A 24,521-nucleotide genomic window follows, 5' to 3' on the forward strand; every position below is an offset into this window, starting at 1 on the left:
ATTCCAAAGGATTGGGCTGCATTCACTCTTATTAGTAACCCAAAATTAATAACAATCTCTCTTTTTATCTGCTTATGACTGATTCTCGCCTGCAACAGGCAATCAAACGTTATCAAACAGCTATTGAACAACTTAAGACTACTATTGATGCAACCACAGATCCCAATCATCTCGTCGCAGATGCAGATCAAACAACCCCACCAGAAGAAGTAAAACCACAACTTACACCCACGCAAATTTTAGAAGTATTGACAGCGCGAGATGAAGTCCAAGCAGCACTAGCAGATACTACGCAGACATCTGGAGAGAATTTAGCCGCGATCGCAGAACTTGATAAAGTACTCAAAGATAATGCAGAAGCGATCGCCAGCATCCGCGAAACTGCTGATTGGCAAAATAGCTTTAACCCTGCCAAAGAAGCTTGGTGGTGGTCATTGCAACCTGAAAAAAAACCTCATAAATTTTGGGATCAGCTTGATTGGTTTTGGAGTACCGTTTCTATATCTTCGCTGACTATTTCTCTTGGTTTAGTCGGAGATATTTCCTCTCGTTTCCTTACAGGTGGGCCTGATACACTTGGGGCATTGGCAGTTAGTACACAAAGCATTTTAACCTTGTTGACTGCTGGCGGCGCACTCACCCTCGCAGGACAGGAAGCTTATAAACGCACACTTAACAGGTTGAAAATACCCGAACAATTTTGGCATGAAATTAGTGCAGGTTTTTCGCTGTTATTAGTAGTTGGGTTATTTGGTTTGCGGCTATCTCTGCCCCAAATTGCCACCCAGTATAGTAAATGGGGTTTCAAAAACTATCAAGAAGGTGACTGGGGAACAGCTGAAGAGAATTATCAACGAGCAATTAAACTCAACCCTGATGATACTCTCACCCACTTTCGCTTAGGGTTACTTTACGAAGAATTGCAAAAACTAGATCTCGCCCGTACTGAATACCAAATTGCAGTACAAGATAATATACCCGATGCCATTAATAATCTATCTCGTCTTTACATCCTCAATAAAAACTACCCTGCTGCGGCTAATTTGTTGTTAAAAGCTTTAGCTTCCGAACAGAAATTAAAGCCTAGTGCCGAGACTAAACAAGCTTTACTAAAAAATCTAGGTTGGGTAAGGCTCATGCAAAAGCATTACCCAGATGCAGAAGCCAAACTCTTAGAAGCAATTGACTTACAACAATCCGCCAAACTGACAAAAAGTATTGCCGCGCCTCACTGTCTATTAGCACAAGTTATGGAAGCCCAAAAGGATAAAAAAGGTGCTCTAAAAGAATGGGAAACTTGTATTCAATATGCCGATATTACATCTAGTACTGATGAAGATGGTTGGGTGATTAATGCTCAACAACGCTTGGCAGAACCGGAGTTAACAATTCAAAATTCAAAATTCAAAATTCAAAAATAAGAAATGAGTAGTTTGAATTTAACTGGCAAAATATTAGTATTAGGGATAGTAGTATTGGGGATAGTAAAAACTGCGTTGGCTTTGCCCGCCGCAGGCATCGCCCAAGGTCAAGCAGCAGTCTACTCAGCTAGAATTGACTCCTCAACAGGTAAAGTATTCCTCAAGCGCCCTGATTGGTCAAATTTTCGACTTGTTTCTGTGGGAACAGAATTAAATCAGGGAGATCAGATTAAACCAGATAAAGGTGTCAGGGTGAGAGTAGTTTGCCCTAATCTCTCCAAACCATTTGTTCCTGTAGGCGTACCATCAGGTTTAAAAACAATCTGTCCTGTTTGGCAAGCAATCATCTCTAAAGCACCTCCACCTGCTGGGATTCTAGGTGGTAAAAATCCCCTAATTCCCTACTTAATTACCCCTCGCCATACCCTACTGTTGAGCAGCACTCCTACTTTCCGATGGAATGCCGTGCCTAAAGCTACGCAATATACAGTAATTTTACAGACTAAAAAAGGAGTAGTGTGGCAAAAGCAGAGCAAAAACAATTCCCTAGTTTATCCTGGCTTACCACCATTACAACCTGGAACAAACTATTCATTAGTTATTAAAGCTAATAGTGGCAAAACATCTCAAGACGAAGGCACATCTAACCTAGATTTTAAAGTGCTACGTAAATCTGAGGCAACAGCTATCCAATCTGAAGTCACTAAAATCACTAAATTAGGATTAAATGAACAAGTAACAGCGCTAATGCTGGCAAATCTTTACAGCCGCTACACTTTACCGCAAGATGCAATTCCAGCCTATGGGTTGAGTGCTGATACCTTCAAAAGCTATAACTTGAGTGCAGATGCGATCGCAACTTTAGAAACTTTAGTAAAAAAAGGTAAGCAATCAACAATAGTTTATCGCTCGTTAGGCGATATTTACTGGCAAACGGGATTAGCTCAAAAAGCAGTCGATAATTATTTGATGGCTATCAAACTTGCCAAAGACAGTGAAGATTTAGAAGCACAGACATTAGCTTTATTTGCTTTAGGCGAAGTCTATGCTGCCACGGATGATAACAAGCAAGCAATTAACTGGTACTCTCAAGCCATGAATGGATATACCTTGCTAGGTGATACTAGACGTGCCAATTTTTTAAAGCGGCAAATAGAAAGCCTCAGACAACAATAGCCTCTCTTGCTCAAAATCAATCTGCTTCACCTATAAGTGTGAATGCAGCCCAGTTTTTCGGTTCAGGATGTTGTTTCATAGTTGCCAGCATCGCTGTTCGTAGTGCTATAGCTTTATCAGGACTTTTCTGGAGGTTTTGATAAAACTCAGTCATTAACTCAGCAGTAGGTGCATCAGGAACAGGCCATAAAGAAACGATCACACTAGGAGTGCCCGCACTAATCAGCGAACGGGAAAGCCCAATAATGCCATCACCGGTAATTCTTCCTCTGCCAGTATCGCAAGCACTCAACACAACTAGTTCTGCATTTAATTTCACACGCTCAAAGATTTCTTCAGCCGTCAGTAAGCCATTGTCTTTACCTGATGGTGCAAGAGCGATCGCACTCCCCAAACCTTGGATATCATCAAGTAACCCATGAGTCGCTAAATGAATAATTCGGGCTTGAGATAAAAGTTGCAATATCGCAGATTTAGTTGCTTGATCTCCTGTGATGGCTTGAGTTTTCAAAATTGGTGCGATCGCTTTTGCTTCTGCTTCAGCACTAGGTAAGGGGAGTAATTGCTGTGGAGGTTCTCCAATTTTAGGCGGAACTTTTGGCATAGTTGGATTACCAACAACTACCGCATCCTGTTTTTGGAAAGACGCGATTAATTTTGTTGCTCCCAAGCGTTTCCTTTGCTGGCGTGTCAAATCCAAAACTTGAATTGAAGGTGAAGTGAGGATAGTATGTTTTTCAATCAAGTATTTGCCATTTTCATCTTGCAAAGCTGGGAAGGGAACGAGAAATAAAGAACTTTGCGGTATAAAGATAACTTTATCACTTTCCTTTTCGGGTAATAAATCTGCGATCGGTTGGAGCAAAAGTTGATGCAGTTTTTTTAATTGATTTGTGGTTGCGGCTTGATTAGGTGTGTGAACAATTTCAATACTGGGACTTCTCACATTTATAGTTTCACGGCTACGATATACAAGCTCTACCAGATTTATCTTTTCTTTCTGCCACAGTGGTTTTAGATCTACTTTGCGAAATGTAAGTTCACCTGTAGGCTGGATTACCCAAATGTAGAGTTCTGATTCTTTAAACTCTATTTTCCCTGCAATGTTGAAGTCATCGTAAACAATTGAATACTGAACTAAAGTGGCATTTTGTGTCTTAGCTATTTGTTTAATTTCTGCAATTTTGGGTGGAGATGGTAATTGTTGATTGGGGTTAGAAGAGATTCGAGAACTCAGTAACTCCACAAAAGCTCTCGCCCGTCCTCGTTCGGCTATTTCTAAAGCTACATCAGTTTTATTTTGAGCTATTAAAACTTGTTGTAAAGCACGGTAGGTATTAAGCTGAGTATCAAAAATTGATATCTTTTCGCTATCTTGTAATTTAGCTCGGAGCGATTCTCTAACTTTCATGCCTTCAATTAGAGTACTTTCTGCTAATTTAAGATTTCCTTGTTTGTAGAAATAAAATCCTAAATTGTTCAGTAAGTTACTTGTGCTTTGAGAATCTTTGATTTCTTGTGTAATCGCCAAGGATTGCTGCGAATAATCAATTGCTTTTGGGTAGTTTCCCTGATAAGAATACACCAGACCAAGATTTCCGAGCGCTACACTCTCACCCTTACGGTCTTTAATTGTTTGTGCAATTACCAAATGCTGCTGGTGATAATTAATGGCTTGTGCATAATCTCCTAATTTAGTGTAGATATCGCCAAGATTGGCAAGTGCATTTCCCTGACTTTGAGAGTCTTCTATTTGTTTTGCGATCGCTAATGACTGTTTTTGATAATCAATCGCTTTACGGTCGTATCCTAGGTAAAGGTATGCAGCCGCAAGATTTCCGAGTGATTGTCCCTGGCCTTTTAGGTTATTGATTTCTCGCGCAAGCTTCAAAGACTGCTCATGATATTTAACGGCTTTTTGATATTCTCCCAGGAAAAAGTAGACATTCCCCAAATTTCCTAAGATTTTACCTTTAGTAACAGGGTCTTGCACAATTGCTAAACCTTGCTGTTGTAGCTCAATTGCTTGTTTGTAGGCTCCTTGATCGAGGTAGACATTACCAAGATTTGTTAGTGATGTCACAACGCCTTGAAGGTTGTTAACTTCTTGTGCGATCGCCAAGGACTGCTGATGGTAGCTAATTGCTTTTGGGTAGTCGCTTATTTTTGTGTAGGCGAGACCTAGATTTCCGAGTGATTGTCCCTCACCCTCACGATCCTTAGTTTCTCGTGCAAGGTTCAAAGACTGCTGAGAGTAATCAATTGCTTTTAGGTAGTCTCCCTTTTCCAAGTAAGCAGTACCAAGATTTCTCAGTATTTTACTCTCACCGTTACGGTCATTAATTTCCCGTGCAATTGCCAAAGTCGGCTCTAGTAACTGAATCGCTTTTGAGAAGTTTCCCAAATTACTATAGGTATAGCCGAGATTAATCAGTGTATTTACCTCATCTACGCGGTCTTTAATTTCTCGATAAATTAGTAGTGCTTGTTCCCATGACTTTGATGCTGCTGGAAATTGACTGGTTTGAAATTGTTGCATACCTTGATCAAACAGTCTATCTGCTTCCAGTTTTCTGGGATTATTTTGGAGTTGAACATTTGATAGAACTTGAGAAACTGCAGTTTCGAGTTGAGGATCTTTAATGTCTTTTGCGATCGCCAATGCTTGCTGAAAAAATCTGATTGCTTGGCTGTTATTACCCGCAGCAAGATGAACCTGTCCTAGACTAAATATAGCTTCCAGTTCTCCCCGTTTATTTTGAATATTCCTCACAATAACTAAACTCTTCTCCAAGTATTCAAATGCTTTGGGGTAATTTTTAATGAAAACGTAAATATTTGCCAGGCCAGATAAAGCCTTTAACTCTAACTCATGGCGTTGATTTTTGCTGTCGTTGCTATAGCTTGCACCCTGCACAATCTTTAAAGTTTGCTGATAATAATCAATTGCCTTCGCTGTATTTCCTTGTGCAGCATTTGCCAATCCGAGATTTAGTAGTGCCCTTGCTTCTAAATCAGGGTTTTTAATTTCTCTTCCTATGATTAGCGCCTGCTGTTGGTGGGCGATCGCTTGAGGATAATCTTTTAACAGGTAGTAAGCGTTACCAATACTTCTTTGAGTGTGCCCCTCTGCTAGACGTTCCTTCAGCTGTTGGTAAATTAGCAGTGCTTGTTGTAAAGACTTCAAAGCTGCTTGAGGCTGACCATTATTTAACTGCTGTTCACCTTGTTTAAATATTCGCTCTGCTTCTACTTTGCTTGTGTCTAAGTTTTGCGCTAACGCCTGTGGCACTGTTAATATTACTCCACAATTGAGAAGCAGAGGTGTAGAGGTATTAACCAGGATTGCTAAAAATAATAGCCTGATGTAACTCACAATATTATCTATTGATAAATAAATATCTAAGATTATTGAAGTTTAAGGGTTCACGAACTCGTAGTAAAGAACTAGAAATATAAATCTACAATAAGCTGGTATAAGTTTGAGATTTACTGCATTTGTTAGCTATTTTTATGATATTTTTAGCAGTTAAGCTTAATAGCCAGATAAATGAGGCGATCACATAGTCTGTCTCAAGCAAGATTATGTAGGTTATCTGGTATAAATTCGGTGAGAATGAACAATAATTTTTGATGAGAATGCGATAGCTGCTGTCAGCTAAGGTATTTTCCATCTCTCACTCTACAATTTCCACTGTTCGCTCCCTGAATTTTTCTTCCTATTACCTTTCCTTTTCCTAAACGAGTACCAATCCCAACACCCACAGTCAGCTTTTTTATTGGTTGTAAAAGGTCAACTAAACCCTGATCTAGTGTACTTAGTTGTTTAGGGCCAATATCTACTGACCACTCTACTTGACTACGACGATCGCGTTTATGAACATATTGCCCAAAACCCCCCAAATCAACAGAATCACCCCCTGCTTCGGTGCGGTAAACAGGCAACTAGAGCCAGCCCACAAGAGAAAGCAAAAGAATTAGCGATCGCCGCTTATTATTCCCGCCAAAAAACCTGATTGACAAAACACCGAACCTTGAAAATAGAATAAGTATAAGTAATAGCGCCGCAGTTCATGCTTGTGTGAAGAAGCAGGGGAGCAGGGAGCAGGGGAGAAAAACCACCCACAAGGGGGAGCCAGTCTCGTGGGCGGCTGTGCCGACTTGAGAGAACTGGCGTTGGGGCTTCAACCAAGGGAGAAAAAGGAGCAAGGGGGCTTTTGCCCACAAGGGGCAAGGTTTGTACCTTTCCCCCTGCCCCGTTCCCCCTGCCCCCTGCCTCTTATAAAGCCTCTGTACTGTGTATAAATGTGGATTAGTTTGACTGTTGGAAGACATTAATCTGTTAACAGTGACAAATAATTTGTTAATGTACAACAACAAAAGCGGGAGATGGGACTCGAACCCACGACGTTCACCTTGGGAAGGTGACATTAACCTTGATTTTCCAATACTTTCAGCCTTGCTCACAATCTTTACACCCATTTTACACCCAAAAATATTGACGATTTAGTTTCAGCGCCAGTTATCAATAATTTTTTGGATAAAGTTTTTGGCAAGATATTTTCGTATACATTACACGCTTAAGGAAGATTTTCCACAAGCGTTAAATGATCTCAATGTTTGGAATTCCTATAGTTGTTAAAGTATTTTTATTGGCTTAAGTTTTCACATTGCGATCACTGTTCATCAAGTGTAGTAGGCATCACGTTACCACTGGTTCAGGCTAGTGAGAGCTAATGAGGATGAACTAAGCGAGCAATCGTCTCAACCAGTAGCTCTGGTTCGATAGGCTTCGAGATGTGCTTTTGAAAGCCTGCGGCAAGCACCTGTTGCTGATTGGTGTCCCCAGCATAAGCGGTTAAGGCGATCGCCCGAATGCTTCCCCCTTGTTCAGGGGCTAATGTCCTTACTTGCTGGATCAGCATATACCCATTCATCGCAGGCATACCAATGTCACTTAGTATGATATTTGGTTTCACTTGGGGCAGAAGTAGCCGCTGTCACCTTTGCCCCTTGTTGCTCCAATACAAATGCCACCAATTCCCGTGTGTCGGGTTCATCATCCACAATCAGAATTTTGATGCCGCTTAAATCGAGAGAGTGCTCAGGCGATCGCTCTCGTTTTTTTACTGCATTCCCGACTTTTCAAACATCCTCTGAAATAGGCATAAATAAGTAAACCAAAATTTTCAACAATAACGAATTTACTAGGTTTGAGTTTTTGCTCTAGCTAGCTTTGCCGTTCTAGCAAATAAGTTTTTATCCACTTTTTACCCTTTTCTAAGAGACTTCCCAATTCTTAACTTTGTACTGAGCTTTCGTCTTCATTGTTGGGCTGGCGGCGAGTGAACATAGGCTATAGGTAAAATTTACCATTTTGCCTATTCACGCAACAACGCCCAAACATATTGAGAATCCACGCTTTCTGGCATTATCAGAACGTTTAGAAGCAATCAAAGAACGTCACGAACAGGGGCAAATTTACAGCGTCACCTTTCTTAAAGAATTACTCGACCTAGCAAGGGATTTACTCCTAGCAGAGAAAGATACACCCGTCGAAAAAGATGAAGACAGAGGAAAAGCAGCACTGACCGAATTATTCACAGAAGTTCGCAACGACCAAACCCCGAAAATGGTAGAAAGAATAGTCAATGATATCGATGAAATCGTGCGTTTGGTAAGGTTCCCTGCTTGGCAGCAAACGAGTGCAGGAGAAAGGGAAGTCAAACAAGCATTGCAGAAAACCTTGTTTAAATATGCGCTGCATCCGGATAAAGAATTGTTTGGGAAGGATTATGAATATATAAGGTAGTATTATTGATGCGAGAAAATGCGTGCCAAATTATCGTGTAAAAAAGGCTTTTAACGAACGCGCGATCGCTCACTAATTCGGGTTTGCGTTTGTAACCTAATTTTGTTGTAAAGGTCAACCTTTGCATCGGAATGACTAACTGATATAACTAAAGCATACCTTTGGGTATCAATTTCGCCTTCCCTCGCCCATTTGCGATTGCAACTAACAACCAAATACATCGATTTTTGATTATATTTCCATGTCTTAGAAGTGAATTCAATTTGACCTTTTTGAAGAGTTCCTTTTTTCCTTAAATTAACTCCTGGCTGTAAATCAACTATAACACTAGAGCCATATTTCTTTTTTAATTCTTCCATCGTCAATTCGGCAATATCCTCATTTGGATTATCTTTATTTTCATCTTGGGCTTTCTGAAAAGCTCTCGTAATAGCTTCGATATCAATATTTTTAAATAATTGAAATTCCATTGCAACACCGAGGTAAGAATCTCCTCTGGTATGTCTCGTCGGTGGGTCGAAAGCAAGGGTAACAGATATTTTTTTATTGCCTTTTGTATCTAGGAACTCCGGCGGCAAAGATGGTATCTCATAAATTTTAAAATTTCCAACTTCTATGATTTCATTATCTACAAGTAAAACTACATCATTATCAGTGGAATAAGCCGCTTGTACAAAATTTGTATGTCCATACCCATATACTTGTAGTATTTTGTTCATATCAAGCTTCGTATTCTCTTTATTTTTAGCTTTACTCTTGGCTTTATTCTTAGCTTTAGTTTTAGTTTTTATTTTAAACAACCCTGGTATTTCTGTTGGTAAGCCAGCAGCATTAGTTATTAATGCTCGAATCAAATTAGATGACGAATTTGGGTATTTAGAAAATAATTGCGTTACGATATTAGCAACACGAGGAGCAGAAAAACTTGTTCCACAATATGCTTTGAATAATGAGCCTGCTTGATAATTTTTAGCAACCGTAATTATGGAAGCTCCAATTTCATTATCAATCATTCTATTTCCATCTATAACCAAATCTCCTCCAAAATCTACCAAATCAGGCTTGATCATGCCATCAACACCAAAGCCGCTCCTAGTAAATGGAGACGGATATCCTTCTACTTTGGCAACAACATTTCTACAAGCATCTTCATGATATTGAGTGCTTCCCTTACCCATTGATAAAGAACCCACTGTTAAAGCGATCGCAGAAGTCGCAGGGTCGATAATCCGTGCATCCTCGCTTAGTAAATATTTTGGGTAATCTCGGCGAATTAATTCTTTAGACTCAGAATCATAATAATAATTTCCTGCCGATATCACAAACACTATATTTTTGTTCTGAAGCTTGTATGCAATCTCATCAATCCTTGCAGCTAAACGAAATTGCTTTTGCCCACTTCTATAAACTAAATTGGAATCTCCAAGAGATATATTAATGACTTTGCAATTAGGATAGTTACCTATGAAATAATTAATAGCTGCTTCTAATTGCTTATCCAATAGCAAATCTGGGTCATATTCATTATTTTCGTTAGTGACACGAGCTGAAAAAAGCCAGACTGGTGGCTGAAATTGCTTCTTTTTAATACATGCGCTGACATCACCATATACCGCAATACCCGATACTCCTGTTCCGTGTCCACCAGTTTCATCCCCATCTTCCTCTTCTCCCTTGATAAACTTACGACCTGGATCGGGAAAAACTTGTGCATCACCCAAAGCAACACCAATAAGTGGATGACCTCCTTGAATACCTGAGTCAATGACCAAAACTCCGCACACTGACTCAAGAGGAGAAATTACTTCCGGAAGGTCGGATATAGGAATATTTATTTCTCCCGCAGACTCGAAAGCTGGTTTTGGTCTTCGATCAATCTCTTTAACAGCATCTTCTTTGAGAAGAAGTTCTAAAATTTTTTTATTTAACTTAACCCTTGCAGTACAAAAATATTCACTAATATACTGATCAGTTATTTTCATCCCTGGGTATTCTTTAAAAGATTGCAAAAACTCATCTAATTTTCTTAAGTAATCTCGCATCTCATCTGTATTACCCGTGTGCCATAACTCTAGGTCTAATGGTACAATCTCATCATTTTCGAGTGGTTTCAACTCTAGCAATCGACCAATTCTATCTTCTGGCTCTAATGGAACAATATCTTCGATCGCATCCAAATAGCCATATTCGTAATTACTATCATTCAAACCGCTATATGACTTTAATTTTTCTCTAAAAATTTTTAATTCGTTATCCGAAGAAAATACAACTATAGCTTGACTTGCTTTAGGCTCTTTTGCTAATAGATTTAAACCTAAAGAAGATAGATTGTTTTCTTCTAAACTATCGTTTTTTCTTAATTTTATTTTAAATATGAGTTTCGGATTAATACCAAAGGGAGTAGATTTCTTTGGTGTAAGGCTAGTTAGTGATGATGCTTGCGCTAAAAGTTTACTACCATGAGTTGGGCGATCGTCTCTTTTTCCACCACTACCAAACCCTCTTTTCGGGCGTTTTGGTAATGTGATGTTTATTACAGGTAATTCGAGATGTTCATACTGATTACTCATCTTGATGCTCTGCTATTGTCTTAATCGATTCCCTTGAATATTCTATTATACGGATTCTTTCTAAATGACGTTGCAAAGCAGCCTCTAAATCAGATGCTGTTAAAACAGCATCGCTTCTTAAGATGACTGATTTTATCGCATCCGAGCAAATTCTTTCAATATCTGCACCTGTAGCATTCTCAAGTCGATATGCTATTTGTTCCATTTCTATATCTCGATGCCTAATACTGATTAATTTCGCTTCTAGAAGTTTTCTTCTCAAATGCAAATCTGGTTTTGCAAAATACAAAATTTCATCGAACCTTCTCCAAATTGCGGTATCGAGTAATGACTCATAATTTGTTGCAGCAATAAATATACTATTATCATTTGATTTATCTATCAGTTGAATTAGGCTGTTAACTAACCGTTTGATTTCGCCATGTTCATTGTGACTATCTCTATCTTTACCAAGTGCGTCAAATTCATCAAACAATATAACCCATTCACCAGTTTGGATGTAATCAAAAATCTTCTTTAAATTAACTGCGGTTTCACCCAAATAGGAAGAAACTACAGATGGTAAATTAACATATACTAATGGCAAGCTTAATACACTTGATAAGACTTGTGCCGTGAGCGTTTTTCCACATCCAGGTGGCCCACAAAACAATAGTTTGCTACTTGGTTTCAAACCATGAGTCCGCAAAATATCTTTTTTCCTATTCTCCAAGACAATTTTCTCTAATGTTTTAAAATTATCTTCTGCTATAACAACTCTATCCCAAGTCAATTCATATTGTTTAATATCTATTAAAGGAAACCCTGTATCTTTATCTTTAGGTACATCATTATAAACATTATATACAGGTGTATTAGAAGCTTTTTTTTGTGGAGATACTTGTAGGATCGTCTCAAGGTCTTTCGCAAGCAATAGGTGATTTTTATCTCTTTCTTCTTGAATAATCTCCATTGCAACAGCATAAAAATCTTCTCGATTATTTTGTGAGAAGCTCTTAAATAATTTTCTTAGAATATCACCTCTTGTCATAATAATATGTACTATTTTTATCTATATTCTTAAAACGTTTTATTCTATCTTAGAAGTAATAAAATTATATTATTTAGTCATTATATTCTGTAATGCTAATTTATTAAATTCCATGTTCGACAAAACAAGATTAAGCTAGTCATTAACCCAACTTAATACAAAACATAACAATTATTCGTCCACAAGCATTCATAAGCCATCCTGTGACTATTTTATAGTATATTTATACTACTTGTTGTCTGGTTTTAGTTTTGCGATCGTTATTTAAGAGTAAGCTTTAATAACGCTTCTGGTATTTCGCCATCTCAGCAAAACACCAATCTGAACTGCTCTCAAAAATATAAGACCTATGTTACAAAACCTGGTTTGCACAAAATGGCGTAATTTATGAATTGCGATCCGCAAATTACTTGGAGGCGATCGCTCGTTACCGACTTTGATATTTTCTCCATCAACTAACCCAGAAGTCCCGCAGATTCGTTTTTCTGGTTGTTGCTCCATTGAGTGAGAAATTTGCAAATCAACCGACGCTTCAAGGCTTGCTAAGTCCAGTAGATGTGTAAAAACAAAGCAACTTGTCCCCGGACATCGCAAAACAATCGTTGAATTTTGCTGTTCTTCCAAATGCGCCCATACCGGAGAAGCAATGGCATGAGCAAGCAACGGTGGAACGCTATTACCAATAGCCTTATGAGCAGCCAGCTTACTTGTTCCAAAATCAAACCAATCAGGAAAACTGTGTAATCTCGCGGCTTCACGAACCGTTATCACCCGCGCATGTTCGTAATGTATCGGTCTTGCTGCTGTTCGATTCCCACTCCCAGCACGTAATGTCGGGGACAACCCATTGGCTGACAATCGTTTTGCCCAAGTAGTCGGTTCTTTCTCTCCAGGAATAGTATCACCATATTTCTGTTGTGTTGCTGCTGTATGTACTGTTGCTTGAAATCCACCTATCAGGTTCGATGATTTTGGAGTAACAGGGAAGATTTTGTCCAAATATTGGGCGTATTCGCCCTTGTCGTTTAACCTCCAATTGTCGATTTGGGAATTGATAGGGATGTGGCTTAGGTCAGCGATAGCGTCAAAGACGCTGACCTTCGGTATCCCATCCCCCACATTCAACTTCTTCTCGCTCTCGACAGGTGCAGCAACTTCCCCAAATTTCGATCCCACCCAAATAGCCCGTTGTCGTTTTTGAGGTACACCGTAATCCGATGCTGTGAGCAAGCATTTGGAGAGAATGTAGTGTTCCTCAATGAGAGTGATCGCATTATCCGTAATATGAGAAAATTTTTTCCATTCGATTGCAGGAACATTCTCCATCACGAATATTGCCGGATTTAGCTCGACGACCAAATTGATGAATTTGATTACTAATTGACTGCGATCGTCATTGAGATTTTGCTTCCCAGCAACCGAAAAGCCTTGGAAGGGTGGACCACCTATAACTGCGGCGATTTCTCCATCCCAATCTGGATATTTATTTTGAATTATTTCTCTAATTTCTGCTGCTGAAATATCCCCAATATCTCGGCATAAAACTAACGTATTGGGAAAATTCATTCTATATAATTCTAAAACTTTAGGATTATTATCGATGGCAACTGCTACTTCAAATCCAGCAGATTCAAACCCCAGGTCTAATCCGCGAATTCCACAAAATAAACTAACTACTAACTTCTTATCTGTTGACATCATAATTAAGTTCAGATAAGTAAGATTTTATGTACTTATCTCTATTTTATAATCATTTCACACCTGTACTACTATAATTAGTTATTTGCTTAGATAAAAATATTTAATCTTGGGAATTTAAATCTAGTTTAGATATTATCAATTCCAGCTATGGGATTGCTATTAGATGATTACAGCAATACTTGGAATTACACAGTAGTTTTTGATTATCCACAAGGCTTTTGCGAAGAATTTATCGAAGAGGATTTAGCAGCACTTGACGAATTACTTTTCTCAAAACTGGAGTTAAAGTTAATAAATCACAACTGTCAATTCCTAATAAATCAAAATTCTTTAACTGCTGGTATCTATTGCCAAAAGCTGACCCTATTCCAAAGTCTACTATTCGATTCGTTCTCTGTGTGGGTTAGTTGCAAAGCGTTCCCTCAAAGAAGCCTTTATCTGGGACGAGTTCAAGGAACGGTTTACCAATGATTTCGGAAAAGTTGAAGAGAAGAAGTATCATAATCTGCTAAAGCGCCTGCCTGTTGAAGCAGAACAGCCCGACCGCTTTTTGAACGTAGCCAGTCGTCAATTGCCACTTTTAAGAATCTCCAGTCGTTTTCAATTTTGCGACCTGGGATATTTCCAAGCATTGTTTGATGCACAACTGTTTGAGTGGGTAGTCTTAGGTATGCTGAGGCTTGTTCAATCCATCTTTCTCATTGAACCGCCATGCATACTGGCTGGAGTCGCGTTCAAGCGGCAAGAATTGCCAAACTTCCATGAGGCTTTTTCTGAAAAAATAGTTTGAAATTATGGTTGCTGCTGAGTCTGCTGTATGACAGTAGCAGGAGTTAATTTTCTCAGTTCTGGCAAGACTCCCAAAAACAATGAACCTGCCAGAATTAGAATTAAGGGGTTAGCTTTGGACAGATTTAACCACCAACGCAAATCCTGAAAGTTAGGTAGTTGAGTCAGCCGAGAATTCCAAAACTTGAGATTCCCAAACCCAATTCGCACTTTACCACCAGGAAGCCACTCTGGTTCAAGGTTAACAAACACAACTTGTATACGGGGATTTTGCTCAACCATTGAGGCAGTCTTGAGCGCTGATGATTGCTCACGCGCATCAGGTGTGAGAAATCCCATGACAATCAGCTTGTGTGTATTGTTCAACCCATAAAGATTGAGTTGTCCCACAGCTTGATAAATAGTATTGCGATCAAGGTATTTTTTGCACTCGATGATTGCACCACCCTGCCAACTGGTGACAATATCAGCTCTGCCACCATTGGCAGAAACTTCCAATTGAGTTTGAAATCCACGTTCTTTTAAGCGATCGCCAATATATTTTTGCAAATCTCTTTCTTGCCAGCGTTCAGGAAAGCCAGCAGCTTCTATAAATAAAGAAGGAAGCATAAATTCAATGTATGGAAGTTTACAAAAACTAAGCGGGAATAGTATCGAACCTATAAGCCTGAAATCTTTTATCTAGCAACCCAGACTGCACAATACCGTCACCGCGCCCCTGCAATGAAGTAACTGCCTCCCCTCGGCGCATCAAAATCATCCGACCACTAGTAGCATCAACACAACGAAACGCAATCCGACAAGGTAAGTTATCGCGTAAGTCTGGGGGTAAACCTTGGGGATCTTCCTTTCCTCTCTTGGCTGCACGTTGTAAACCGATAACAACATGAATCTTTAGCCCTCTCCCCCGGCGACCGACTTCACACAACTGCTGATCGTAAGTTTTGCGTCGCGGATCATCGAGGGGAACAGTACCTTTATACTCATCAATAAACAATACCCAGGGCTGTTGTTGGTCTAGTTCAGCCTTAGTCATAGAGTTTCTGCTGACGCATTCTTGAAAATACTCACCAACAAACTCAAAAGTTTTTCCCATATCGTTCATCGTAATCTGAGAAAAACGGTCAGCAAAATCTTCGTAATCGCTGACTTTACCACCACAGACATCAACTCGCGCACCTTGCATGAGTAGACAGTAAGCAGCAGCGCGAAAGAAGTTAGACTTGCCAGAGCCAGTTGTACCGACCACTAACAATTGTGGTGTGTCTTCACTAGCTAAATCAATTATCACTTCGCCATCAAGAGATAGACCCAAAATAATCAGGCGCGATCCTTGATTCCAATGCTTAAGGGGGAAGTCGTAGTAGGTGCGGTCTTCTGGTTTTAAAGCCACTTCTACTGCTATTTGTTCGGGAGCATAAATATAGAAGGGTAAATCTTCTTTATCAGTGATACCCAAAGCTAGTTTAGATGCAGCTTTAAATTTGGGAATTGATTGAAAATCCTCAGTCCTAATAGAGAAAATTAACCTTTCGTAGCTAGGGGCAATGTCTACCCCCAGACATTGAGTGGTCAGCCCAACAACTGTTGCAGCTTTTTTTAAACCATCAATCTTTGACGAGTTTGCTATTTGTGGGGTTGAGGTTGAGGTGACACTATCAGGAGTTACTTCAGCACTTTTAAGCTGTTGTACTTGCTTGACTTGTAATTCTAACTGTCGTTGATGAATTTGGGCTTGCAGTTTAGCTTGTTCCAGTTGCATTTCCGCTTCGGAAGCCGCTAACAGAACATTACCCAATGGTTCTCCATTCTGGATCATGCCCAAAGCCATGCGTTCTACGGCACCATTTTGTCCAGTGAGATTGAGAACTTCACTAAATAGTGGTGCTGTTTTTTGTAATAGGTTTAATTGTCTTTGGGTACGTTTATCTGCATCCTCATTTTCACGCTTTCTTTGGGCAGCGGACGAGAGAAATTGCAGTTGTTCTTCTGCTTGAGTATCTTTCAAAGCAGCTAGCATATCCTCACATCGTTCTTTATCTTGGTAATATTTCTCTAGCTTTCTCAGTTCGATACCTGCATAACTGGCCAAAGCGATCGCCGCAATATTTGCGGTTGTGAACAGCTTGAGGTTTTTCGGGTTAGCCGATAAAGTTAGCACTAAAGCAGCCAAACCACTGGTGGCAATTTTTAACCAGCAAAGTAACATTTCATCCACCCAAAAGCTAATCCAATAGCAATAACTTGTAAAAGCATGGAGTTATCAGTTTTCCCCTTGGAATAGGTGATGACTGCTGCTACTCCTATAACGAGAAATGACCAGGGTAATAAACTAATTAATTGTGCGAGGGCTGATGCCACCAAAAAACCACATATACTCGTTAACAGCCGACAAATTTGTGACATTACTCCGCCTTTTTAATTCGTTGCGTAATCCCAACGGATGCACCTTCATATCTGGCTTCTCTCAATTGGCGGAATCTATCAACTAAAGAAGCTGTTTGTTCTTCGTAAGGAGTTGGTTCTTTTTTAGTAGTTTCAGTATTCAGTTTCTCTTGTTTTTTCGCTTTTCCTTCTGAGTACTGTGAGGCAATTCGTCCCAAACTGATTTCTAAATCATCCTGTACACTAGCGATCGCCGAACGCGAACCACCCACAATTTGTCTAAATTTTGATTCTAAATTAGCTAAAGATGTCCCCAAAGACTTTTCTAATTCGGCTTGTTGCACTCTCGCCTCGGCTACATTTTCACTAACTTCTGCTTGCTTTTCTCTGACCTTATACAGAGCTTTAAGATAGCGACTAATAGCTGTTGAGTACTCAGTCCAGTTTTTCGCTTGGAACTCTGCTCCTTTGGCTTTTTCTACTGCTGAAGCTACATCTTCTTCGGTCAAATCACCAAAGACTTTAATGTCAACAGGTAACATATCAGCAATGCGTTGAGCATTATCCCACACAGCTGATTCTAAACCAAAATGAGAATCACCGAAGACAATCGCCTTGCTAACATCACCACTTAAGTCTGACAGACTCAATGCGCCATTTTTCTGTGGTTCTGGGGGTTTTGCTTTTGGCATGACTAACTCACATTAATTAATGAATCGCAAGGTTGATATTCTACAAATACATCGTCTTGAAACTCCGTCCATTCTCCATTTAGTGTGCGAAAATACCGACAATTTTCTTCTAACTTGATTTCTAAATTAATATCAGGGAAGGTAACAAGATTATCCTTTTGGATGACTCTAATTAATTCAGTATCTATGCCTATTTTCATCCCCAGATGTAAAGTTATTCCTAGTTTTTTGTATTGCTGCCAATAGTAAGAAAATTCCTTTTTATCTAGAAAATTGACATTGATTTTAGGAATACCATTCTCAAATACCAGGGCAAATATCCCCAAGGCGGGGTAGTGAATTTTAGCTATTCCTAAGTTATTTTCGTAGCACCAGTATGCTCGGTGGAAGTAGGCTGTTTGCAAAACTTTTTCTCCAATTTTTTAATCAACATCTTTGCTAATGACTGCCAAACTAATGACCATGCACGACCGTTTTTAACCCTTAATTGGGCAGCTAAAATATCAGCTTGCGAGGGAATGATGTTGCCATATCTTTCTAAGTTGTTAATTGCCTGTTGGAAGCTAACGACTTCATCAGCAGTTGGTGGGAGGTCTGGGGCGACTGCGGCTGTTAATCTCTCCATCACCCCGCTGAGTGTTGCTGATTCCAGCTTGATCTTCTCCAACTCCTGCGACATCACCTCAATTGCTGCCAAATTTGATTGAGCGATCGCATTTTGGAACTCTAACAATTGGTTTTCGATTTGGCGCTGTACTTCTGCACTAATGATTTCGGTGATGTGGGCAAATCCTTGACCCTGATTTACCGTATCGATAAATTCTTTTACTTCAGCCGATACTGGGGATGCACTCGAATTGTCCATCGGATAAATCCTTCCACTCCAATTGCACACCTAAACGAGATGCAAACTCATTAATAGTTTGTTTCATGGTTTCATAAGGCAGATAATCACAGCTATCAATAAGTTGGGGTAATTCCACATCAATAAAGTGCTTTTGTGTTGCAGCTTTTTGTTGAGCTTTTTTTTGGGCTGTCTTGGCTCTAGCTTGCTGTTTCCCCTCTTCACGCGCTATTTCAATAGCTTCTAATCTAGCTAGTTCTAGTGCTTCTGCAATTTGACGTTCTTTATCCTTATGCTGAAAAATGACCTGTTTATTTTGTACTAACCTTTGAATAATTGCCGTTCTTAAATCAAAGTCAAAGGCAATCTCTAACTCCTCAATAGCCTGTGCTGAAGCTTGTTGATTATGAGTAGTAATTTCGGTTTTTTTACTTCTAGTAATTGCCTTCGATGAAGTCTGTACTGATGTCTCTTCTGTTGGTACTATTAATTCCGAGCCTCTACGCGCCATAATTTTTTATTCCTCAGCAATAATTACAGTATTCTCTACACAACACAAAATTTATTGTGAAAGCTAAAACATTGTTGAATATATCTAGTAATCGAATCATGCCACTCCTAAGCAAATTTTAGATTTTAAATTTTGGATTGTTGGCGTAGCCTCTCCGTCAGGAAAAGATTCACCGAATTTTAGATTTTAAATTTTGGATTTTGGATTGGGAATAAATCTAAAATCTAAAATCCAAAATCCAAAATTGAGTCACCTTTTTGAAGCTTTTTCTTTCCACTTTGCTAACTCAGAAACCGAATAATGCCTTCGTTTACTAAAATCTCCCCATTTGTACAATGTGCGAGGTGAGACTTTGTAGCCACATGCAGCCAAGTATCTGTGTAAATCTCTCCCCAAGCATCCTTGCATTTGCCATTGATGCCACATCAGAGCGCTTGATGCTGTTTCTATACTCATCGCTGTGCGTGACCAATTTCTCATCATTACTAGCAATTGATTTACTGAGGGAAATCGTTGGGTGGGATGATCTTGTCGCCAACAAGCCATGTAAGTTAACAGTGAAGCTTTTCCTTCATCTACAAAGCGTTCATATTTAGGTATTCCTAAATATTGCTTCCAACTTGCCCAGCAATTTCTAGAAATCTCCCGGTTCATAATCCGGTTACAACAATTTTCCACCTCACTTAAAGCTATTTTTTTAGGTTGTTGTGTAACTTCATAGGCTACAAAAGTTTCACTGGAGTTGACCCGTTCGCAATACTTGTCAAATACCTCCTCTAATTTGTATTCATTAGCCTGGAAATAATCTCTCAAGCTCCGATAAGTCATTTTGCAGCGTGGGTGATACTTTCTAAACCATGCCAAACACAACAACATCTTTGTCTGTTCTTGTGTGTACTTTCTCTTCACTATTGGCTTGCCTTGGGCGTAACAAGCTCCCGCTAATCGCTCCCACTCATACCATGTCCGATTGCTAATTTTCGTTTCTCGGATCTTTTGACAAATGTTTCTCAGATTGGTTGATTGGCTTATCCAATCCTCTAGTACTACTGGCATGGTTAACACTTTGTAAAATTAAAGTGGCTGTCAATATTGAGAGAGTAATTGCGATAATGGCTGCACAAAATTCTAACAACCCTGATGAATTTCTTTCTTCTGTTTCTATTGTTTCAGTTGCACCATCAAGAGATGTTTTTGTATATTTCTTTCTTCTGTACACATTATGATATCTCCGTATATATGGATACTTGTATTTATTAACTGAATACTACACCTGCACTCAAAGTGAAAAAAAATGTACTTAAATTGGGGATTTAAGAATAGATTTATGTACAATCAGCTTCCTAACAATCTGTTTAACCCCTACGAGCTAAAGGTTTAGATGTTGTAGTGTTGCCGTATTACTCCTATCTATGGTTTTTTGGAGAATTCTACAAGCTTATTTTTGGCAAATTCAGCAGGACAAATGTAGTTTGTTATTAAGGGCAAAACTCTTTAAATGCTTGTAATAACAGTGTAGTAAGCTGTAATGAGGATTAAATCAGCAGTTCACTTTTTCAAAAGACTTACTACACAAACTGGTTTTTGGGATACTGAGTCTCTATGTATTTTTTGTAATGCTGCTAATCTGGCATTTATTTCAACTCCATATATTTGAAATGTTTGGTCTAGTTCTTGACGAGTCATTTGACGAAAGCACGATATGCTATTTCTCCCGTGTTTCAGCCCCAGGTATATTTGCAGCTCTAATACTTGTCGGAACTGCTCCCAGTTGAGGTACTTGTTGCCAAACAAATCTAAAGCTTTTAAATACTTATTTATGGTGTCTCTAGATTGAATTTTTAATAAATTGCGGCATTGTTTAATGGTCATTATCTCCATTTTCAGGTCGAACTGTTGAACTGTTTAAATCCTAAATTACCCGTCCTTTTGTGGGCAATAGAAGTTTGGATTATTGGGGAGTTTCCTGATTTTGGGAAATTAATGCTCGCGTTAGCACCGCGATCGCCCAATCAGGACAATCACTATAAAACCAGTTTTTTACAGTTTTCAATTCTGGTGGATTTACACCAGTACCATCAAAAAAAGTTTTTAAATGCTCTCTAATTAATGTTGCACCAACAGAGACATACTCATATTCTCCTGGGGAGATTGAGCAACCCCTTTGATTAATCAGTGCTTGTGCAAATTTATCTATCTTTTTTAACTTGCGTCGTGTCATGGATGCCCTCTATAGCCTATCTGTAGTGGGTGAAAGCCTTTTGTAGTGACACACTCTCTGGCTAATATTTTAAGCAATTTCCAATAGTTAACCTTGAAACAACAAAACAAATGTCTATTTAACTTTGAGCGTTTTAGATACTTAAATTTTCGTAATCTGGACAAGTAGTCCCATCTACTCCATAAGGATAGATAGCACAAACCAACTTTACTCCTCCATATTCAATTCCGTGAAAATTTCGGCAACATCTACAAGCTTTTGGTATTGCCTTAAGCCTTTGATTTAAAGTTCTGTTGATTTCTTCTTCGGTTTGATTTTTCAATAAACGGTCTAAGGCTATTGCTTGCAATCCAATTCCCCCTAACATTAGAGATAAACCGGAAAACCAACTTTTTGCGCCTGACCCAGCAATTGCTCCTTGAACACCAATTATGCCTCCGATAACTATTACTACGGCTCCTGATGTTGCCACAAAAATATTCAAATACTTAATCTTTGACATATTTTTCTCTCCATAATTATTGCTAGATTAATTAATGAACAGGTGAACATTTGTCAATCAGATATTCACCTGTAATCAAATATTGCTTGACGGCAATTTGGGCATTGTATTCTTGCCCAGTGTTGAAGAAAATGCCATATCGATTATTGGGCTATTAATTGATCGCTAGGGTGATCGCAACAAGATTAGTTATGCTAGTTTGAAAGCTCAAAAAATCGATATTACTGTTTGAGATGATGATGTCCACCGCTTACTGTTAATTAATTCAAATTGCGGAATCGAGCAGTCTTGAGAGATTTGGTCGTTACTGCGATCGCACTCGAAGCCGGTCGCGCCGCCTTTGCCCAATCGCGCATCCGTTCTACAGCCGCCGCATCTTGTACTGCCAATGGAGTGATAGAGTTTCGACAAGTTTCTAAATCTCCTAAAGTGACCTGTTGCGGTCGTCCTTGATCAAAAGCCAGTAATGCGGCTTCGGCTGCTAGGGTTTCGAGTTCGGCCCCTGAGAACTTCACAGTGTTAGCGGCGATCGCTTCGAGATACTCATCTTCAACCGTGATACCGAATCTTTGGAGATGAATAGAGAGGATTTGGCTTCTCTCAGGCTCAGTTGGTAAATCAACGAAGAATAATTCATCAAACCTGCCCTTTCTCTTGAGTTCACTTGGCAGTGCTGATGGGTCATTACAGGTAGCCACAACAAAAACCCCAGCAGTACACTCACTCATGAATGTGAGGATATTGCCCAAAATGCGTTGGGAAACTCCACTTGTATCACCCTGTCCAGACAAAGCTTTCTCAATTTCGTCTATCCATAAAATACAGGGGGCAATGGCTTGTGCTGTCTTGAGTGCGCGGCGGACATTGCCCTCAGACTCACCTACTAAACTACCCAGCATTGATGCAATGTCTAGTTGCAGTAGCGGTAGATTGAGAATAGTAGCAATGTTTTTGGCAACTATTGATTTACCTGTTCCTGGTGGCCCTGCCAACAGAACACCTTTAGGCTGAGGTAGATGTAGCAATCGTGCTTGTTGTGTGAATAATCGCCGCCGCCGTTGCAACCACTCACGCAATAAGTCAAGTCCACCGAATGGGATAGTTGCTGGCTTGCCCAACTCAATACCCATCTGTGCAAGTAGCCGAGTTTTGTATTTAACAACTAATGGTGTGACAGTAGCATCTATGACGATACCATTGCTGCTCAAACGCTCTTTGACTGTTAAGCGGAGGAAGTCGCTAATTTCCTCGAGCGTCAAGCCCAGTGCGGCTCTTGCCAAAGTTTCTCTTTCTTCCGCAGCCAACGAAACTGTGAACTGTACTTCTTGCTCTTGTGCTGACTCTAACAAATATTGCAAGTAAGAATTTAAGTGTTCTTCAATCTGCTCTACCAAGGGTAGTGGCACTTCACAGTAGGGAATGAGGCGTACCAAAGATTCATGTAGTTCGATGTTTTGTCCCAGAAAGATAATTCTTTTCTCAGTGGGTTTGAGTCGGTGGTAAAGATTTTTCACTCTGGTCAAAATATCCCACGATAGTTGAGGAGAGTTTTTGCCGATAAACGGGTGAACATCACCTAAGATAAACACACCAGCACCATCAAAGCTGTTGATGTAATCAAAGACAAATATCAGTGGATCAGCAAGAGGCGGTTTTTTGTAATCTGGCACTGGCTTGAATACCAGTCCCCCATCAACAGCAATCAGGCATTGTTCTAAGGCAGAAACTCCCAAGTTCCAGAAGTACACTGGTAGGGTGAGCTTTTCTTGAGCAGTCGTTGTTAGCCATTGAATGATTGTGGCTTCCTCTGGGGACAGCACTTCCAACGCCACAATCGGAATTTGCGAGTCCAGAGTGCTGAAAATATTGGATAGGTTCATAGTTTTGAATTTTGATAGGGTACTGGAGATAATTCGTCGTGAGTATTTACCAGCCTCACGACTACCTCATGGAGTTCGGCATCGCCGGTGAAAATCTCCGCAGTTCCTTGACTGTCTGGAAAGGCAATAGCAGAGATTAAGGCATTAACCAGCACACACAAACCTTCGGTATTGCCTTTGATCACGATTGGTTCTTCTGCTTGAGTTACTGGGTAAATATGAACCATCGCGTATTCTTTTGGTAAATCCATAATGCTTGGGGGAATTAAATCCCCCCTTTTGATTAGTGTCTTAGTTGTGTCTGATGATTTGAGGTGATCCGTTGCTGTTGTGCTTCTGGCTTGAAGGAGCGTAGTTTACCGCCGTAGGCATCGCCTTCCACAACCCCCAACGCTTCCTCAATTGGTTGAGTCGCTTCAAGGCAGGCAAGCCCTTCAAATCCCTGGGCTTCTACCTTCACTTCCCCTGTAACTGAATTGAAATGTATGAGTATGGCTCGTTCCATGATTCATCTCCTGAGGTATTGCTGTGTTTGTTGATGTGCGGCAAAAGTCAGCCGTAGGGTTTGCACCTGACCGTTGCTTTCTTCTGTGATGCTGCACTCCCCGAACTGTTCTTGTAGTTGAGCAGCTTTAGCACGAACCATCCGTTTGCCATAAGCCTGCATTAACTGATGAGTAAAGAAGTTTTGTCCTAGCTTGGGAATTGTCTCGTAAGCATCGTGGATTAATTGATATGCGCCATCTGTTACATTCCATCGAAAGCCGATATCTGCACGGACTTTTAGCGTGTGGTTAGGGATAACAATCTCCGCACTTTGCCCCTCCTCATTACCGTAGTATCCTTTGAGTGGATGAGGTGTTTCGTAGACTTGGGGTGATAGCTTCAAATCTTGCAAAGCTTGTACTAAGCACTCACAGTTGGTGAGTTTTGTTTTCACTGTTGAGAAATGAGACATAATTTACCTCATGAAGAAGTTGAAAAGGT

At 39.8% G+C, this 24,521-nt stretch carries 26 protein-coding genes, 1 tRNA gene and 1 pseudogene; 4 read left to right on the forward strand and 24 right to left on the reverse strand.

The window, feature by feature from the left end:
• Positions 1 to 74: 74 nt before the first annotated feature.
• Both AACU25_RS19265 and AACU25_RS19270 read left to right on the forward strand, forming a co-directional pair.
• Positions 75 to 1,421, forward strand: coding sequence for a tetratricopeptide repeat protein (locus AACU25_RS19265; protein ID WP_096578341.1), 1,347 nt, complete (start codon positions 75 to 77; stop codon positions 1,419 to 1,421).
• Positions 1,422 to 1,424: 3 nt separating this feature from the next.
• Positions 1,425 to 2,597, forward strand: coding sequence for a tetratricopeptide repeat protein (locus AACU25_RS19270; RefSeq protein ID WP_096578343.1), 1,173 nt, complete (start codon positions 1,425 to 1,427; stop codon positions 2,595 to 2,597).
• Positions 2,598 to 2,613: 16 nt separating this feature from the next.
• On the opposite strand, the gene AACU25_RS19275 is transcribed toward AACU25_RS19270, so the two are convergent.
• The 4 genes and pseudogenes from AACU25_RS19275 to AACU25_RS36985 all read right to left on the reverse strand — a co-directional run.
• Positions 2,614 to 5,889: a tetratricopeptide repeat protein gene (locus AACU25_RS19275; RefSeq protein ID WP_190445599.1), complete on the reverse strand. Its 3,276-nt coding sequence runs from the start codon at positions 5,887 to 5,889 to the stop codon at positions 2,614 to 2,616.
• Positions 5,890 to 6,251: 362 nt separating this feature from the next.
• Entirely contained in the window at positions 6,252 to 6,542 is a 291-nt protein-coding gene (locus tag AACU25_RS19280; RefSeq protein WP_096578346.1) for a hypothetical protein, read from the reverse strand.
• A gap of 436 nt (positions 6,543 to 6,978) precedes the next feature.
• A tRNA-Ser gene (locus tag AACU25_RS19285) sits at positions 6,979 to 7,055 on the reverse strand.
• Positions 7,056 to 7,330: 275 nt separating this feature from the next.
• Positions 7,331 to 7,703, reverse strand: a pseudogene (locus tag AACU25_RS36985) (response regulator); the annotation flags it as partial.
• A 271-nt stretch (positions 7,704 to 7,974) separates the two neighbouring features.
• On the opposite strand from AACU25_RS36985, the gene AACU25_RS19295 reads away from it, so the two are divergent.
• Complete coding sequence (locus tag AACU25_RS19295) at positions 7,975 to 8,409, forward strand: hypothetical protein (protein ID WP_321206568.1); 435 nt, start codon at positions 7,975 to 7,977, stop codon at positions 8,407 to 8,409.
• Positions 8,410 to 8,459: 50 nt separating this feature from the next.
• Here AACU25_RS19295 and AACU25_RS19300 read toward each other — a convergent pair whose 3' ends face one another.
• The 3 genes from AACU25_RS19300 to AACU25_RS19310 form a co-directional block, all read right to left on the reverse strand.
• On the reverse strand, positions 8,460 to 10,979 hold the full coding sequence (locus AACU25_RS19300; protein WP_096578350.1) for a S8 family peptidase: 2,520 nt from the start codon (positions 10,977 to 10,979) through the stop codon (positions 8,460 to 8,462).
• Positions 10,972 to 12,009 carry an AAA family ATPase gene (locus tag AACU25_RS19305; protein WP_096578353.1) on the reverse strand — a complete coding sequence of 346 codons (1,038 nt, stop codon included), beginning with the start codon at positions 12,007 to 12,009 and terminating at the stop codon, positions 10,972 to 10,974. Before AACU25_RS19305 ends, AACU25_RS19300 begins: the two co-directional genes overlap by 8 nt.
• Positions 12,010 to 12,273: 264 nt before the next feature.
• Positions 12,274 to 13,710, reverse strand: a complete 1,437-nt coding sequence (locus AACU25_RS19310) for a DNA cytosine methyltransferase (RefSeq protein ID WP_096578355.1) — start codon at positions 13,708 to 13,710, stop codon at positions 12,274 to 12,276.
• Positions 13,711 to 13,857: 147 nt separating this feature from the next.
• Between AACU25_RS19310 and AACU25_RS19315 the strand changes: the two genes are divergently transcribed.
• Entirely contained in the window at positions 13,858 to 14,181 is a 324-nt protein-coding gene (locus AACU25_RS19315) for a hypothetical protein (RefSeq protein ID WP_096578357.1), read from the forward strand.
• Here the strand turns inward: AACU25_RS19315 and AACU25_RS19320 are convergent.
• From AACU25_RS19320 to AACU25_RS19400, 17 genes are all read right to left on the reverse strand, one after another.
• Entirely contained in the window at positions 14,172 to 14,399 is a 228-nt protein-coding gene (locus AACU25_RS19320; RefSeq protein WP_096578359.1) for a helix-turn-helix domain-containing protein, read from the reverse strand. The genes AACU25_RS19315 and AACU25_RS19320 overlap by 10 nt on opposite strands.
• 103 nt (positions 14,400 to 14,502) lie before the next feature.
• Positions 14,503 to 15,108, reverse strand: a complete 606-nt coding sequence (locus tag AACU25_RS19325; RefSeq protein ID WP_096578361.1) for a restriction endonuclease — start codon at positions 15,106 to 15,108, stop codon at positions 14,503 to 14,505.
• 28 nt (positions 15,109 to 15,136) lie between these two features.
• Positions 15,137 to 16,708, reverse strand: a complete 1,572-nt coding sequence (locus AACU25_RS19330; protein ID WP_096578363.1) for an FtsB/FtsL family cell division protein — start codon at positions 16,706 to 16,708, stop codon at positions 15,137 to 15,139.
• Positions 16,690 to 16,905 carry a hypothetical protein gene (locus AACU25_RS19335; RefSeq protein ID WP_045869340.1) on the reverse strand — a complete coding sequence of 72 codons (216 nt, stop codon included), beginning with the start codon at positions 16,903 to 16,905 and terminating at the stop codon, positions 16,690 to 16,692. The genes AACU25_RS19330 and AACU25_RS19335 overlap by 19 nt, the downstream gene beginning before the upstream one ends.
• Complete coding sequence (locus AACU25_RS19340; protein ID WP_096578365.1) at positions 16,905 to 17,576, reverse strand: hypothetical protein; 672 nt, start codon at positions 17,574 to 17,576, stop codon at positions 16,905 to 16,907. Before AACU25_RS19340 ends, AACU25_RS19335 begins: the two co-directional genes overlap by 1 nt.
• Positions 17,577 to 17,578: 2 nt before the next feature.
• Positions 17,579 to 17,980, reverse strand: coding sequence for a hypothetical protein (locus AACU25_RS19345; RefSeq protein ID WP_190445598.1), 402 nt, complete (start codon positions 17,978 to 17,980; stop codon positions 17,579 to 17,581).
• Complete coding sequence (locus AACU25_RS19350; protein WP_096578369.1) at positions 17,929 to 18,441, reverse strand: hypothetical protein; 513 nt, start codon at positions 18,439 to 18,441, stop codon at positions 17,929 to 17,931. Before AACU25_RS19350 ends, AACU25_RS19345 begins: the two co-directional genes overlap by 52 nt.
• Entirely contained in the window at positions 18,407 to 18,931 is a 525-nt protein-coding gene (locus tag AACU25_RS19355; protein ID WP_096578371.1) for a hypothetical protein, read from the reverse strand. The genes AACU25_RS19350 and AACU25_RS19355 overlap by 35 nt, the downstream gene beginning before the upstream one ends.
• A 249-nt stretch (positions 18,932 to 19,180) precedes the next feature.
• The gene (locus AACU25_RS19360; RefSeq protein WP_096578373.1) at positions 19,181 to 19,759 is read right to left on the reverse strand and encodes a hypothetical protein; all 579 of its coding nucleotides are present in this window, start codon (positions 19,757 to 19,759) and stop codon (positions 19,181 to 19,183) included.
• Positions 19,760 to 19,904: 145 nt separating this feature from the next.
• Entirely contained in the window at positions 19,905 to 20,150 is a 246-nt protein-coding gene (locus tag AACU25_RS19365) for a hypothetical protein (RefSeq protein WP_096578375.1), read from the reverse strand.
• 329 nt (positions 20,151 to 20,479) lie between these two features.
• Positions 20,480 to 20,803: a hypothetical protein gene (locus tag AACU25_RS19370; protein WP_096578377.1), complete on the reverse strand. Its 324-nt coding sequence runs from the start codon at positions 20,801 to 20,803 to the stop codon at positions 20,480 to 20,482.
• Between the two features lie 79 nt (positions 20,804 to 20,882).
• A complete protein-coding gene (locus AACU25_RS19375) occupies positions 20,883 to 21,152 on the reverse strand; it encodes a hypothetical protein (RefSeq protein WP_096578379.1) in 270 nt (89 codons plus the stop codon).
• Between the two features lie 133 nt (positions 21,153 to 21,285).
• Positions 21,286 to 21,654 (reverse strand): hypothetical protein, encoded by a 369-nt coding sequence (locus tag AACU25_RS19380; protein ID WP_096578381.1) that lies wholly within the window; start codon positions 21,652 to 21,654, stop codon positions 21,286 to 21,288.
• Between the two features lie 260 nt (positions 21,655 to 21,914).
• The gene (locus AACU25_RS19385; RefSeq protein ID WP_096578383.1) at positions 21,915 to 23,534 is read right to left on the reverse strand and encodes an AAA family ATPase; all 1,620 of its coding nucleotides are present in this window, start codon (positions 23,532 to 23,534) and stop codon (positions 21,915 to 21,917) included.
• Positions 23,531 to 23,761: a hypothetical protein gene (locus AACU25_RS19390; protein ID WP_321206567.1), complete on the reverse strand. Its 231-nt coding sequence runs from the start codon at positions 23,759 to 23,761 to the stop codon at positions 23,531 to 23,533. The genes AACU25_RS19385 and AACU25_RS19390 overlap by 4 nt, the downstream gene beginning before the upstream one ends.
• 56 nt (positions 23,762 to 23,817) lie before the next feature.
• Positions 23,818 to 24,039: a DUF2997 domain-containing protein gene (locus AACU25_RS19395; protein ID WP_096578387.1), complete on the reverse strand. Its 222-nt coding sequence runs from the start codon at positions 24,037 to 24,039 to the stop codon at positions 23,818 to 23,820.
• Between the two features lie 3 nt (positions 24,040 to 24,042).
• Positions 24,043 to 24,492: a DUF1257 domain-containing protein gene (locus AACU25_RS19400; RefSeq protein ID WP_096578389.1), complete on the reverse strand. Its 450-nt coding sequence runs from the start codon at positions 24,490 to 24,492 to the stop codon at positions 24,043 to 24,045.
• Positions 24,493 to 24,521 lie beyond the last annotated feature (29 nt).

The organism is Tolypothrix tenuis PCC 7101 (assembly GCF_963874875.1).
GTDB lineage: Bacteria > Cyanobacteriota > Cyanobacteriia > Cyanobacteriales > Nostocaceae > Aulosira > Aulosira tenue.